This is a genomic window from Tabrizicola sp. YIM 78059 (assembly GCF_004959785.1).
Lineage (GTDB): Bacteria > Pseudomonadota > Alphaproteobacteria > Rhodobacterales > Rhodobacteraceae > Tabrizicola > Tabrizicola caldifontis.
In genome coordinates, this window is sequence record NZ_SJZH01000003.1 from 85,923 (window position 1) to 98,168 (window position 12,246).

15 protein-coding genes and 1 other RNA gene are annotated in these 12,246 nt (G+C 66.3%); 3 read left to right on the plus strand and 13 right to left on the minus strand.

The window, feature by feature from the left end; translation table 11 throughout:
• Window positions 1–5: 5 nt before the first annotated feature.
• From aroA to EZM81_RS05095, 3 genes are all read right to left on the minus strand, one after another.
• Window positions 6–1,352 (minus strand): 3-phosphoshikimate 1-carboxyvinyltransferase, encoded by a 1,347-nt coding sequence (gene aroA / locus EZM81_RS05085; protein ID WP_136645022.1) that lies wholly within the window; start codon window positions 1,350–1,352, stop codon window positions 6–8.
• A gap of 64 nt (window positions 1,353–1,416) precedes the next feature.
• On the minus strand, window positions 1,417–2,214 hold the full coding sequence (gene hisN / locus EZM81_RS05090) for a histidinol-phosphatase (protein ID WP_135448926.1): 798 nt from the start codon (window positions 2,212–2,214) through the stop codon (window positions 1,417–1,419).
• Between the two features lie 77 nt (window positions 2,215–2,291).
• A complete protein-coding gene (locus tag EZM81_RS05095) occupies window positions 2,292–2,651 on the minus strand; it encodes a helix-turn-helix domain-containing protein (protein ID WP_135448925.1) in 360 nt (119 codons plus the stop codon).
• A gap of 367 nt (window positions 2,652–3,018) precedes the next feature.
• On the opposite strand from EZM81_RS05095, the gene EZM81_RS05100 reads away from it, so the two are divergent.
• Entirely contained in the window at window positions 3,019–3,987 is a 969-nt protein-coding gene (locus tag EZM81_RS05100; RefSeq protein ID WP_136645023.1) for an NADPH:quinone oxidoreductase family protein, read from the plus strand.
• Here EZM81_RS05100 and EZM81_RS05105 read toward each other — a convergent pair.
• Window positions 3,975–4,826: a LysR family transcriptional regulator gene (locus tag EZM81_RS05105; RefSeq protein WP_135448923.1), complete on the minus strand. Its 852-nt coding sequence runs from the start codon at window positions 4,824–4,826 to the stop codon at window positions 3,975–3,977. The genes EZM81_RS05100 and EZM81_RS05105 overlap by 13 nt on opposite strands.
• Window positions 4,827–4,935: 109 nt before the next feature.
• Between EZM81_RS05105 and EZM81_RS05110 the strand changes: the two genes are divergently transcribed.
• Both EZM81_RS05110 and EZM81_RS05115 read left to right on the plus strand, forming a co-directional pair.
• Window positions 4,936–5,166, plus strand: coding sequence for a DUF1127 domain-containing protein (locus EZM81_RS05110; protein ID WP_136645024.1), 231 nt, complete (start codon window positions 4,936–4,938; stop codon window positions 5,164–5,166).
• A 129-nt stretch (window positions 5,167–5,295) separates the two neighbouring features.
• Window positions 5,296–6,033: a Bax inhibitor-1/YccA family protein gene (locus tag EZM81_RS05115; protein ID WP_135448921.1), complete on the plus strand. Its 738-nt coding sequence runs from the start codon at window positions 5,296–5,298 to the stop codon at window positions 6,031–6,033.
• 60 nt (window positions 6,034–6,093) lie between these two features.
• On the opposite strand, the gene EZM81_RS05120 is transcribed toward EZM81_RS05115, so the two are convergent.
• The 9 genes from EZM81_RS05120 to gatC all read right to left on the minus strand — a co-directional run bounded on the left by EZM81_RS05120 (window position 6,094) and on the right by gatC (window position 12,224).
• Window positions 6,094–6,615, minus strand: a complete 522-nt coding sequence (locus EZM81_RS05120; RefSeq protein WP_136645025.1) for a GNAT family N-acetyltransferase — start codon at window positions 6,613–6,615, stop codon at window positions 6,094–6,096.
• Between the two features lie 75 nt (window positions 6,616–6,690).
• Window positions 6,691–7,383, minus strand: a complete 693-nt coding sequence (locus EZM81_RS05125; protein ID WP_135448919.1) for a VIT1/CCC1 transporter family protein — start codon at window positions 7,381–7,383, stop codon at window positions 6,691–6,693.
• A gap of 155 nt (window positions 7,384–7,538) precedes the next feature.
• The gene (gene rpmG / locus EZM81_RS05130) at window positions 7,539–7,706 is read right to left on the minus strand and encodes a 50S ribosomal protein L33 (protein WP_135448918.1); all 168 of its coding nucleotides are present in this window, start codon (window positions 7,704–7,706) and stop codon (window positions 7,539–7,541) included.
• 100 nt (window positions 7,707–7,806) lie between these two features.
• Window positions 7,807–8,151 carry an EF-hand domain-containing protein gene (locus EZM81_RS18230; RefSeq protein WP_169052313.1) on the minus strand — a complete coding sequence of 115 codons (345 nt, stop codon included), beginning with the start codon at window positions 8,149–8,151 and terminating at the stop codon, window positions 7,807–7,809.
• A gap of 396 nt (window positions 8,152–8,547) precedes the next feature.
• Window positions 8,548–8,945, minus strand: an RNA gene (gene rnpB, locus EZM81_RS05140) — RNase P RNA component class A.
• A 12-nt stretch (window positions 8,946–8,957) separates the two neighbouring features.
• Window positions 8,958–9,683, minus strand: a complete 726-nt coding sequence (locus EZM81_RS05145) for an N-acetylmuramoyl-L-alanine amidase (RefSeq protein ID WP_136645027.1) — start codon at window positions 9,681–9,683, stop codon at window positions 8,958–8,960.
• Complete coding sequence (locus EZM81_RS05150) at window positions 9,680–10,429, minus strand: hypothetical protein (RefSeq protein WP_136645028.1); 750 nt, start codon at window positions 10,427–10,429, stop codon at window positions 9,680–9,682. The genes EZM81_RS05145 and EZM81_RS05150 overlap by 4 nt, the downstream gene beginning before the upstream one ends.
• A gap of 32 nt (window positions 10,430–10,461) precedes the next feature.
• Complete coding sequence (gene gatA, locus EZM81_RS05155) at window positions 10,462–11,940, minus strand: Asp-tRNA(Asn)/Glu-tRNA(Gln) amidotransferase subunit GatA (protein WP_136645029.1); 1,479 nt, start codon at window positions 11,938–11,940, stop codon at window positions 10,462–10,464.
• Window positions 11,937–12,224, minus strand: a complete 288-nt coding sequence (gene gatC / locus EZM81_RS05160; protein WP_135448913.1) for an Asp-tRNA(Asn)/Glu-tRNA(Gln) amidotransferase subunit GatC — start codon at window positions 12,222–12,224, stop codon at window positions 11,937–11,939. The genes gatA and gatC overlap by 4 nt, the downstream gene beginning before the upstream one ends.
• Window positions 12,225–12,246: the final 22 nt, after the last annotated feature.

Genomic DNA, 12,246 nt, shown 5'->3' on the forward strand with positions numbered 1-12,246 from the left:
AGGCGTCAGCCCCGCTCGATCTCGGCGCCAAGACCGCGCATCAGGCTTTCGAAGATCGGGAAAGATGTCTGGATCGGCGAGCCGTCATCCACCGCAACCGGAGCCTTTGCCGCCAGGCCGCAGACCAGGAAGCTCATCGCGATCCGGTGATCGATATGGGTCTTTACCGTAGCCCCGCCGGGCACGCCGCCCGCGCCCATCCCGTGGACGATCAGGGTATCCTCATCCTCTTCCACGCGCACACCGCAGGCTTCGAGGCCCCGGGCCATCGCGTCGATCCGGTCACTTTCCTTGACCCGCAGTTCCTTGACCCCGCGCATCACCGTCCTGCCGGTCGAGAAGGCTGCCACGACTGACAGGATCGGGTATTCGTCGATCATGCTGGGCGCGCGTTCGGGGGGCACATCGATCCCCTTCATGTCGCCCGAGAAGCGCACGCGCAGGTCGGCCACAGGCTCGCCGCCCTCTTCGCGGGGGTTTCGGAACTCGATGTCGGCCCCCATCTCGACCAGGGTCAGGTAAAGCCCGTTGCGCGTCAGGTTCTGGGAAACGCCGGGCACCAGGATGTCCGAGCCCTCGACGATCAGCGCGGCGCAGACCGGGAAGGCCGCGCTGGAAGGGTCGCGCGGCACGGCCACGGCTTGCGGGCGCAGCTCCGGCTGGCCCTTCAGGGTGATGACATGGCCCTCTTCGGTCTTTTCCACCTGCAGGTCGGCGCCGAAGCCGACCAGCATCCGTTCGGAATGGTCGCGGGTCGGCTCCTTCTCGATCACCACGGTCTCACCGGGCGCGTTCAGGCCGGCCAGCAGCACCGCCGACTTGACCTGGGCAGAGGCCACAGGCAGGGCATAGCGCACCGGCACCGGGTTGGCTGCGCCGACGATTGTCATCGGCAGCCGCCCGCCCTGCCGCCCGTAGGCACGGGCGCCGAAGAGGCTGAGCGGGTCTGTCACCCTCCCCATCGGCCGCTTGCGCAAGCTGGCATCACCAGTGAAGGTCGCGGTGATCGGCGTCGTCGCCATCGTGCCCATGATGAGACGGACGCCGGTTCCCGAATTGCCGCAGTCGATCACGTCATCGGGCTCGCGGAAGCCGCCAACGCCGACGCCGTTTACCGTCCAGTCGCCCTGCCCGCGCCGCGTCACCGTGGCACCGAAGGCGCGCATAGCCTTGGCGGTATCCAGAACGTCCTGGCCTTCCAGCAGACCCGTGATCCGGGTTTCGCCCACGGCCATCGCGCCGAAGATCAGGCTGCGGTGGCTGATCGACTTGTCACCCGGCACTTCGGCCACACCCCGCAATGGCCCGGACCTGCGGGATTTCATCGGTTGCGCATCGCCATGGCCGGACATCACAGACTCCCTCGTGTTCCGCGCGCCTGATAGCGCAAGCGGTGACGGGGGTCCACGGGGGAGATCAGCCGTTCAGCAGCGCCAGCGCCTCGGCATGGATCGCGGGATTGGCGGCGGCAAGGATCTGACCGCCCTCATGCGCCGGTCGGCCTTGCCAGTCGGTCACCACGCCGCCCGCCGCCGTGATCACTGCGATCGGTGCCTGCACGTCATAGGCCTGCAAACCCGCCTCGATCACCAGGTCGATCTGGCCCGCCGCGACCAGCGCATAGGCGTAGCAATCGGTGCCATATCGCACCAGCCTCGCCTTGGGCGCCACGCGGCGGAAGGCGGCTTCCTCGGCCGGGGTGCCGACCTCAGGGAAGGTAGAGAACAGGATCGCCTGCGACAGCGGCCGGGGCGCGCGGGTGGCAAGGGGCGCCTCTCCCAGCGGTCCCACGACACGGGCCCGGCCAAGCCCACCCTCGAAGCGTTCGCGGATGTAGGGCTGGTCGATGATGCCGTAGATCGGCCCGGTCTCGTCGCGGACCGAGATCAGGACGCCCCAGGTCGGCGTTCCCGAAAGGTAGCCGCGCGTCCCGTCGATCGGGTCCAGCACCCAGGTCAAACCCGAGCTTCCGGCAACCGGACCAAATTCCTCGCCCAGGATGCCATCCTGCGGGCGCCGGCGGGCAAGGACCGCGCGCATCCGTTCCTCGGACAGGCGGTCGGCCGCAGTGACCGGATCGAACCGTTCGGTTTCCTTGGTGTCGGCGGCAAGGTCACGGCTGCGAAAATGCGACAGCGTCGCCTGACGCGCCACATCTGCCAGTTCATGCGCGGTGGCGACCAGCTCGTCTGCCAGTGTCTGCGAGATGTTCAACGCACCCTCCTGCCCATGCAGGCAAGGCGCCTGCCCGGCGGGCGCTAATCGACCACCGGGGCAAGGTCAAGCGTGACTCAGGCAGCGTCGGACAGGACGCGCGCCAGATCGAACAGGCGGCGGCGCTGCGCCTCCGGGATCGCGTAGTAGGAGCGCACCAGTTCCAGCGCCTCCTTGTCGGCCATCATGTCGCTTTGCGCGGCAGCGGGCACCTGACCCTCGGCCAGGCCCTCGAAGAAGAACGAGATCGACACCCCCAGCGCATCAGCGATATCCCAGAGCCGAGATGCACTGACCCGGTTCATGCCGGTTTCGTATTTCTGAATTTGCTGGAACTTGATTCCAACCTTGTCGGCCAGTTGCTGCTGGGTCATGCCCACCATCCAGCGGCGATGACGGATGCGCTTGCCGACGTGGGCGTCTACGGGATGCTTCATTCTTCACTCCAGATACGGTGTCCGTTCCCCTGCCTCTCATCAAGCAAATTCCGTGCCAATCTTGCCCGTTTCAGCCTTGCGTGCAGAAAAAGTTGATCGGCGGCCAAAACCTGTCCTTTTGGATAGTGGCAATTATACGCATGTATAAGACACGGCACGGTTGTTTGGTGCAACACTCATGGCGAGCCGCGGCAATCTGTCACTCGCCCATAGCGTGAATATCGTTTTGCATTGCAAATCGCAAATCGCCACCAGTATCGTCGCATTTTGCAAAGATACAGTCATCCCGAATCCCGAAGACTGTGCTTCAGTCAAAAAACAATGTAGCCAGTCGAGCCAGTTGCGACAGATTCTTGCGGAGAAGATCATGCGCGCCTGGCAAGTGGCGGCCCTCGGCGAAGCCCCTGCGCTTGCGGAAATACAACCTCTGGTTCCAGGGAAAGGCCAGGCCCTCGTGCGCGTGATGGCCGCGGGCTTGAACTTTGCCGATCTTCTGATGGCGCAGGGACGTTATCAGGTGCGCCCTGCCCTGCCCTTCGTTCCGGGCATGGAATTTTCCGGCATCGTCACGGCCCTTGGGCCCGGCGCGGAAGGCCCCGCACCCGGCACGCGCGTGATGGGCACCTGTACCGGTGGCGCGCTGGCCGACTGCATCTGCGCGTCGGCCGACCGCCTGATCCCACTGCCCGATTGCGTGGGCGATGAAGAGGCGGCCGGGTTTCCCATCATCTACGGCACGTCGCACTTGGCTCTGACCCGGAAGGCGGGGCTACGGCCCGGCGAGACGTTGTTCGTTACCGGGGCTGCGGGCGGCGTGGGCCTGACGGCGGTCGAGATCGGCAAGCGGCTGGGTGCCCGGGTGATCGCCTCGGCCCGTGGGGCAGAACGGCTGGCAGTAGCGGCGGCGGCGGGTGCCGATGTGCTGATCGACAGCGAGGCAGAGGGCCTGAAAGACAGGCTGCGTGGGGAAGGCGGGGTCGATGTGGTCTATGACACGGTAGGCGGCCCTGCCTTCGATGCCGCGCTGCGTGCCTGCAGGCCAGACGGTCGGCTGCTGGCGATCGGTTTTGCCTCGGGCGAGGTGCCGCAGGTGCCCGCCAACCTGCTGCTGGTCAGAAATCTGGCCGTGATCGGCTTCTGGTATGGCGGCTACCAGGATCACGCGCCACAGGTCGTGGCCGATAGCATGGCCGAACTCTTGCGCTGGCGGGCCGAGGGGACGCTGCGCCCGCATGTCAGCCAGGTTCTGCCCTTCGAGGCGCTGCCCGAGGGGTTGGAGCTGCTGCGCACCCGCCGCGCAACGGGCAAGGTGGTGATCCGCGTTCAACAGCAGTAGGCGCAGCGCAGTTCGGCCATCAGCATGTCCACCGCTTCACCCGTGGCCGCAGGCGAGCGGTATAGCGCCAGCTTCATCTGACCCAAGGGCGGCAGCTGGTTTTCGGCGTCGATGACGGCGGTTCCCTCGGGAATGTTCCCGGCCATGCGTGCCGAAATCGCCAGGTCTGCCGCCACAGTCGCCTCGACCGCCTGTTCGCTTTCGCCGCCGGTGGCCAGTTCCCACGGGATTCCAGCCGCATCCAGCGCCGTCTGTGCAACGGGACGGAACATGCAGCCATCCTTGAACCCCAGCCGCAACGGGCGGCGTTGCCAGGCCGTGCCCTCGGGCGCGCCGATCCAGACCAGTGGCCGGGCCCCCAGGACCTCGGCCCCGGGGTCCGGCGTGTCCTCGGTGGTGACGATGACATCGAAGCCGCCGCGAGCGAATTCCTGCTTCATCGCCAAGGTGAAGGACGAGACCAGGTTCACCTGCACCCGCGGATAGGTCTGCGCCATCCGCTTGAGGATACCGGGGATCGCCGGATAGACCACGTCATGCGGCACCCCCAGCCGGATCGTGCCGCAGCAGGCCGTGGCGTTGAACCGCGACAGCGCCTCGTCGTTCAACGCCAGAATCCGGCGCCCGTAGGACAGCAGCTGTTCACCTTCGGGCGACAGGGCCAGCTTGCGCGCCGCCCGCAGGAACAACTGCATACCCAACGACTCTTCCAGCCGCTTGATCTGCATCGAGACGGCAGATTGCGTAAGGTTCAGATAGCCCGCCGCCCGCGTCACCCCGCCCACATCGGCGACGGTGACGAAGGACCGGAGGGCGGCAAGGTCGAGATTCCGCGGCATATCACAAACCCTGATGAATGGCTTCACGATCATTCGTTTCCATCATGCATCAGCTTCGGGCATTGTTCAAGAACGCTGATGGGGCAGACGCCCACCATCACAGGCTAACATGAAAGGTTCCGCCATGCGCCTTGCCGCCCTGATACGTCCCGCCCTTTCCGCACATTCACGCCGCCCGTTTCTGCAGTGGCTGGCGAAAGTTCTGACCCTGGCCCGTTCGCGGCAGGCACTGTCCCGCCTGGACGATCACCTTCTGCGCGACATCGGCCTGACGCGGGACCAGGCCGAGGCCGAGGCGCGCCGCCGAGCCTGGGACGTGCCACTGCACTGGAAGCTGTGAAAGGTTGACAGTTTTCAGCAGCTTTCGGACCGGAAAAGCTTGAAATGCATGTAGGCGATACCGATATTCGACGCACGTGGTACGCCGGACCCCCCGGCGTTGCCCTTAGGGACAACATCGGAGGCTGAAATGGCTCAGTTTGAAACGATCCGCAGCGTAGGCGTCGGTGCCCGCGCGCAGATCGACGAGGGGCTTCGCGCCCACATGAACAAGGTCTACGGGCTGATGTCCGTGGCGATGCTGGTGACTGCCGGCGTGGCATGGTCCGTCGGCACGTCGGATGCCCTGCTGTCGATCTTCCGCGACCCGATCACACTGCGCCCGAACATCCTGGGCTGGGTGATCATGTTTGCCCCGCTGGTCATGGTGTTTGCCTTCGGCGCACTGATCAACCGCCTTTCGGCGGCTGCGGCACAGCTGTTCTTCTACAGCTTCGCTGCCGTGATGGGTCTGTCGCTTGCCTGGATCTTCAAGGTCTTTACCGGCGTCTCGATCGCCCAGACCTTCCTGATCACCGCCATCGCCTTCGCGGGCCTGTCGCTTTATGGCTATGTCACCAAGCGCGACCTGTCTGGCTTCGGCACCTTCCTGATGATGGGTCTGATCGGCCTTCTGGTCGCGATGATCGTGAACATCTTTCTCGCCTCGTCGGCTCTGGCCTTCGCGATCTCGGTCATCGGTGTGCTGATCTTTGCCGGCCTGACCGCTTATGACACCCAGAACATCAAGAACACCTACATCCAGCATGCGATGGCGATGGATCAGGAATGGCTGGGCAAGGCTGCGATCATGGGCGCGCTGAACCTGTATCTGGACTTCATCAACCTGTTCATGTTCCTGCTGCAGTTCCTGGGCAACCGGGAATAGGGCGAACGGATAGGCCGATCGTGGGCCGGTCTTCGGACCGGCCCTTTCCTTTTGCGGACCTCAGCTCTTGGCCTGCCGCAGATCGGCCAGCATCCTTACAGCCGGGAAGATGATGCCCGGTGCCAGCGGCACGTCCACCGGATGCAGGGGCCTGAAACCGAGCGCCAGGTAGAAGGGTACCGCTGTCCGGGTGGACAGGCAGTCCAGCCACTCCACCCCTGCGCCGCACGCATCACGCATTACCTGCGCCATCAACGCCCGACCAATCCCCCGGCGTGTCATGTCCGGGTCCGTGGCCACGTGACGAACATTGCCGCTGTCGCCACTGCCTTCGGCACCCGCAAGATTTCCCCGTGTCCAGCCGCCCGCTGCAAGCACGCGGCCACGGACATCCTCGGCCAGGAAATAGGTGCCGGAGGCCAGCAGCTCGGGCCGCGCCCGGGCGATCCGCGGCACTGCCAGCACCAGGATCGAGGGCGGATAGTCTGCCGCGAGAAGGCGCGGGTAGCTGCGGGCCAGCAATGCATCCACTGCGGCAAGATCAGCCGGCGAGGCACGACGGAGCGAGATTGTCGGGGTCATGCCCACGACATGGGGCGGCGTGCCGAAAAGAAAAGGGGAAATCCATGATCGGACCGCGCCCGCCGACCCCTTGGTTCAGACGACAGCGCCGAAGAAATGCCCCACGGCCCAGGTCACGGCCATGGCGACCGCCCCCCAGAAGGTGACCCGCACCACCGCACGCGGAACATTTGCGCCCCCCGCACGGGCCCCGACCGCCCCAAGAACAGCAAGGAAGACTAACGACAAACCGCTAACCCAGAGCGCGATCTGCGCTTCGGGCGCCAGTGCGGCGGTGGCCAGAGGCAGCGCCGCCCCCACCGCAAAGGTCGCCGCCGAGGCCCCTGCAGCCACCAGGGGACGCGCCTCGGTATGTTCGAAGATGCCCAGCTCGTCCCGGACATGGGCGGCGAGAGGATCCTTGGCATGCAGGGCCTCGGCCACCTGGCGGGCCAGTTCGCGTGGAACCCCGCGTGCCTCGTAGATGCCCGCCAGCGCGCGCAGTTCCTCTTCGGGGTCGGCGGCAATCTCGGCCTGTTCGCGTGCAATGTCGGCGGCTTCGGTATCGGACTGCGAGGAAACTGAAACATATTCCCCCGCCGCCATCGACAGCGCCCCGGCAGCAAGGCCGGCAGCCCCCGCGACCAACACCTCGGCCCGGCCCGAGGCCGCCGCGACCCCCACGATCAGCGAAGCGGTCGAGACGATCCCGTCATTTGCCCCCAGCACGGCGGCACGCAGCCAGCCCACGCGCGCGACGTAATGCTCTTCCCGGTGATTGCGTTCCATTGCGCCTCTCCTTTTTCCAAGGCCAGAAGGGGCGACAACGGGGCTTTGGTCAATGACATAGGTCAGACGCCGCGCCGGCACGGCCCTGGCGGCACCGAAAATGCAAAGGGCCGCACCCGGAAGGCACGGCCCCTGAACTGAAGATCGGCGCGATCCTACTTGATCTTGCCTTCCTTGTATTCGACATGCTCCCGCTTCACGGGGTCATACTTCTTGATGACCATCTTCTCGGTCATGGTGCGGGCGTTCTTCTTGGTCACGTAGAAGTGGCCGGTGCCCGCGGTCGAGTTCAGGCGGATCTTGATGGTGGCGGGCTTCGCCATGGTCGCTACTCCTGCATCGGGGAATCCGTATCCCCCGGTGAAATCCTTGAAGCCCGCCTTTTAGCCAAGGCCGTGGCAGAGTCAACCGCTATTGGCGCGCTTATTGCCACATGGCGGCGCGCAGTTCCCAAGGTGTCACCTTGCCGTCGCCATCGCTATCGGCGGCCTCGTACTGCGCCTTCTCGGCGGCAAGGAATTCGCCCATCGTTACCTGTCCGTCGCCATTGGCATCCTTTGCGGCAAAGCGTGCGACCCGGCGCTCCTGCATCAGCTGCGGCGTACCCCAGGGGTTCATCATGCCCATACGGCCCGCGCCCATCTCGTCGGCGACCAGTACCCCGTCACCGTTCACGTCCATCGTGGCGAACATTGATTCGGCATGGGCCGCGGCTTCCTCGGCCGTGATCATGCCGTTCTGGTCAGCATCGATGGCGCCCAGCATCATGCCCGGCCCCATCCCGGAGCCCGGGCCCATACCGTAGCCTGGCCCCGCTCCGGCTCCAGGTCCCATCCCGTAGCCCGGACCCATCCCATAGCCCGGCCCCGCCCCAGCTCCAGGTCCCATCCCGTAGCCAGGCCCCATGCCGGCGCCTCGCCCGGCACCCCAGCCGGGTGCGCCCCACCAGCCCCATCCGGGTTGCCCCTGCGCCAATGCCGGAGACGATACGGCCAGTCCAAGCGCCGTGATGATCGCTACAGTCCTCAACATGTCTTCCTCCTGAAAGAAGCACGGCGGGAATGTCCACCGGTGCCGCCAGCCGACGCGAACGAACATTCGACCGCATTGATGCATGTCAATCGCACATATTTGTGACGGTTCTGCCGAGGAAGGCCGTAAGATGCGCGCGGAGAGCCTGTAAGCCGGATTCTGTCCGGGGCTGGCGCCCCTGGATGACCATTCCTCTGCCTGCCGTGTCGCCACGGCGGTCAAGCTGCCAACCCGGGCCTCTCGGGCGTTGGCTTCCCTGCGGCGGTATCCCCTGCCTTGCGGCTTCGGACCGGACCCGCGCGAGGCCCCTATTTGGCATTGCTCCGGGTGGGGCTTGCCGTGCCGGTCCGGTTGCCCGTCCCGCGGTGGGCTCTTGCCCCACCGTTTCACCTTTACCGCGCATGCGCGGAAGTCTGCTCTCTGTGGCGCTTTCCCTGGGGTTGCCCCCGCCGGGCGTTACCCGGCACCCTTGCCAACGGGAGTCCGGACTTTCCTCGGGCATTGCCGCCCGCGGTCATCCGGCCCTCCGCGCAAGGCCCGAGTTATGCGTCATCCTGCCGTTCGTCAACCGCGAGGCGGCGCAGCCCTGCGGCCAGCGCAAGGTCAGTCGCATCCAGCGGGCCTTGCGCCCAGGGCCGGAACCGCAGGCGAAAGGCGGCAAGCAGGGCGTCCGGCGCGGCATCCGGGTAGCCGAAGGCCCCGAGATCGGCCACGAAGCACGCCATTTCCTGCAAAGCCTGTTCCTCCACCCTTGTCGGGGAGGGAGGGGGTGGTGTGCCGCCCGGCGGGCAGGGTTCGGGCCACACCGACAGCCCCTGTCGCCCCAGCCGCCGCCAGTCAAAGCGGGGACCGGGGTCACCCTTTCGCTCGGGCGCCATGTCGCTGTGGCCGATGACTGCCCGAGGCGGCAGGCCATGACGTCGCAGAATGTCCGAAAGCAGATGTTCGAGTGCAGTCATCTGCGGCTCGGCAAAGGGTTCCGATCCGGAATTGACCAGTTCGATCCCGATCGAACGCGAGTTCACGTCCCCAGCCCCGCCCCAGGCACCGGCGCCGGCATGCCAGGCGCGTGCCCCTTCGTCGACCAGATGCAGCACGGTGCCGTCGCGGTCGATCAGGTAGTGTGCCGACACCTCGGACACCGGGTCGCAAAGCCGCTCCAGGGCCTCGGCGCAGGTCGGCATCGCGGTGTAGTGCAGCACCACAAGCTCCACCCGCGCTCCGCCCCGCCGCTCGCCGAAGTTGGGCGATGGGTGGGTCAGGCTCACCGCAGTGCGTTGCGGAAGGGACGCGGATCCCACGAGCAGGCGAAACCGTCTCCATCGGGGTCGAGGTTCAGCCGGTCGCGTTCCGGCCCGCCGCGCGCAAGGAAATCCTGTTGCGCCTGATCAGGCGAGGCGTATTTCGCGCAGGCGGCATTCGTGTCCCGCAGGGCCATGCCGCTGCGGCGATACATCTGAACGCCCGGCGCATGGGTGGTGGCCAGCGCGAATTCCACGATGTTCGGTCCGGTATCGCCCGGCCGCTGCGGCAGATCCTTCGGCTGCACGACGACATATTCCGCACGGTTACGCGCAATGCGTTCGGCATCGCTTTCGATCGTCTCGCGCGCGGCAACCGCGTTGAAATCCTGTTCGTCCGAAATCCCGGTATTGCCGACGATGGCCGCGACCTCACCGGATTCCTCTCGAATGCCCGCCGGCGCCCCGCCGCGCGGGCGGCTGGAACTGTCAGGCAATGGCGGCAACGGGGCCGGAGTGGCCGCGACAGGTGCGCGCCCTTCGGCCCGGTCGATTGCCGCAGCAGCGGCAGTGGGATCAAACCCGCCCATCGGCGGCGTGACCGCAGCCGGTGCTGGCGCAGTCGCGGCCGGAGCGGCCCCGCGGATGTAGCTGTTGTAATCCTGGAATCCGACACCGGAGCCCGAAGTATCGGTTGTCGCCGGGGTGCAGGCAGCCAGGAGCAACGCAAGGGCGCTTGCGCCAGCGACAGGAGCAGGATGAAGACGGCTCATTTACTGCCTCGACAGGGTGGTTTTGGCGCCCATTACCACCATTTTTCCGGCTTGGCCACAAAGCCGGCCCGCGTTTCCAACACATGTGCGTAATTCAGCAGACCCGCCTCGTCCCAGGGCCGCCCGATCAGCTGCAGCCCCAGCGGCAGCCCCTGCCCGTCCAGCCCCACGGGAACCGAGATCCCCGGCAGACCGGCCAGGTTCACCGTCACGGTGAATACGTCGTTCAGATACATCTTGACCGGATCAGCGTCCGCCATCTCGCCCAGGCCGAAGGCCGCGCTTGGCGTGGCCGGGGTCAGGATCGCATCGACGCCCGCGGCAAAGACCGTCTCGAAATCGCGCTTGATCAGCGCCCGCACCTTGCGCGCGCGGTTGTAATAGGCGTCGTAGAACCCCGCCGACAGCACATAGGTGCCCACCATCACCCGGCGCTGCACTTCCGGCCCGAAGCCCTCGGCCCGGGTCTTCTCGTACATCTCGGTCACGCCGTCGCCCGCCGCCAGCTTCGCCCGGTGGCCATAGCGCACCCCGTCATAGCGGGCTAGGTTCGACGACGCCTCGGCCGGGGCGATCACGTAATAGGCGGGCAGCGCATATTTCGTGTGCGGCAGGCTGATGTCGCGCACCTCGGCGCCAGCGTCCCGCATCATCTCGATGCCGCGCTGCCAGAGCGCCTCGATCTCCGCCGGCATCCCGTCCATCCGGTATTCCTTGGGAATGCCGATGACCTTGCCCCGGATGTCCCCGGTCAGGGCCGCCTCGAAGTCGGGCACCGGAAGGTCGGCGCTGGTCGAATCCTTCGGGTCGTGCCCGGCCATGGCCTGCAACATGATCGCCGCATCGCGCACCGATTTCGTCATCGGCCCGGCCTGATCCAGCGACGAGGCAAAGGCCACGATCCCCCAGCGGCTGACCCGGCCATAGGTCGGCTTGATCCCGACGATCCCGGTGAAGGCCGCCGGCTGCCGGATCGACCCGCCCGTGTCCGTCCCCGTGGCGCCCAGGCACAGGTCCGCCGCCACCGCTGCGGCCGAGCCGCCAGACGATCCCCCAGGCGTCAGAAGCCGGTCATCGACCTTCCAAGGGTTCACCGCATTGCCATAGCAGCTGGTCTCGTTGCTGGACCCCATGGCGAATTCGTCCATGTTCAGCTTGCCCAGCATCACCGCGCCCGCCTCGAACAGTTTCGCGGTCACGGTCGATTCGTATTCGGGCTTGAACCCCCGCAGGATGTTCGACGCCGCCTGGCTGAGGACGCCCTTCGTGCAGAACAGATCCTTGATCCCCAGCGGCACCCCGCACATCGAGGGCGCATCGCCCGCCCTGAGCCGCGCATCCGCCGCCCGCGCCTGCTCCAGCGCGATCTCGGGGGTCTTGTGCACGAAGGCGTTCAGCGCGTCGCCCGCATCGATCGCCGTCAGGCAGGCCATGGTCAGATCGACCGCACTGATCTCGCCCTTGCGCAGCGCATCCCGCGCCGCCGCGATAGTCCAGCTGTTCGCGCTCATTCCACCACCTTCGGCACGGCAAAGAACCCCTCGCGCGCGTCCGGCGCATTGGCCAGGATCTGCGCCTGGATGTTGCCGTCCGTCACCACGTCCGGTCGCCGCTTCAGCCGCATCGGCGTTACGCTGACCATGGGCTCGACCCCTGTCACGTCCACCTCGTTCAGCTGCTCCATGAAGCCCAGGATGCCGGAAAGCTGCCCCGCCAGCTTCGGCAGGTCCGCCTCCTCAACCCGGATGCGCGCCAGCTTTGCCACCTTGCGCGCGGTGTCGATGTCAATGGCCATGGGCCCCCCTTGCGGTTTGGCC

Excerpts from the sequence above, each read along its gene's own strand:
- aroA (WP_136645022.1), bottom strand. The coding sequence starts at position 1,352 with ATGTCCGGCCATGGCGATGCGCAACCGATGAAATCCCGCAGGTCCGGG.
- EZM81_RS05095 (WP_135448925.1), bottom strand. The coding sequence starts at position 2,651 with ATGAAGCATCCCGTAGACGCCCACGTCGGCAAGCGCATCCGTCATCGC.
- EZM81_RS05100 (WP_136645023.1), top strand. The coding sequence starts at position 3,019 with ATGCGCGCCTGGCAAGTGGCGGCCCTCGGCGAAGCCCCTGCGCTTGCG.
- EZM81_RS05105 (WP_135448923.1), bottom strand. The coding sequence starts at position 4,826 with ATGCCGCGGAATCTCGACCTTGCCGCCCTCCGGTCCTTCGTCACCGTC.
- EZM81_RS05110 (WP_136645024.1), top strand. The coding sequence starts at position 4,936 with ATGAAAGGTTCCGCCATGCGCCTTGCCGCCCTGATACGTCCCGCCCTT.
- EZM81_RS05115 (WP_135448921.1), top strand. The coding sequence starts at position 5,296 with ATGGCTCAGTTTGAAACGATCCGCAGCGTAGGCGTCGGTGCCCGCGCG.
- EZM81_RS05120 (WP_136645025.1), bottom strand. The coding sequence starts at position 6,615 with ATGACCCCGACAATCTCGCTCCGTCGTGCCTCGCCGGCTGATCTTGCC.
- EZM81_RS05125 (WP_135448919.1), bottom strand. The coding sequence starts at position 7,383 with ATGGAACGCAATCACCGGGAAGAGCATTACGTCGCGCGCGTGGGCTGG.
- rpmG (WP_135448918.1), bottom strand. The coding sequence starts at position 7,706 with ATGGCGAAGCCCGCCACCATCAAGATCCGCCTGAACTCGACCGCGGGC.
- EZM81_RS18230 (WP_169052313.1), bottom strand. The coding sequence starts at position 8,151 with ATGATGCTGGGCGCCATCGATGCTGACCAGAACGGCATGATCACGGCC.
- EZM81_RS05150 (WP_136645028.1), bottom strand. The coding sequence starts at position 10,429 with ATGAGCCGTCTTCATCCTGCTCCTGTCGCTGGCGCAAGCGCCCTTGCG.
- gatA (WP_136645029.1), bottom strand. The coding sequence starts at position 11,940 with ATGAGCGCGAACAGCTGGACTATCGCGGCGGCGCGGGATGCGCTGCGC.
- gatC (WP_135448913.1), bottom strand. The coding sequence starts at position 12,224 with ATGGCCATTGACATCGACACCGCGCGCAAGGTGGCAAAGCTGGCGCGC.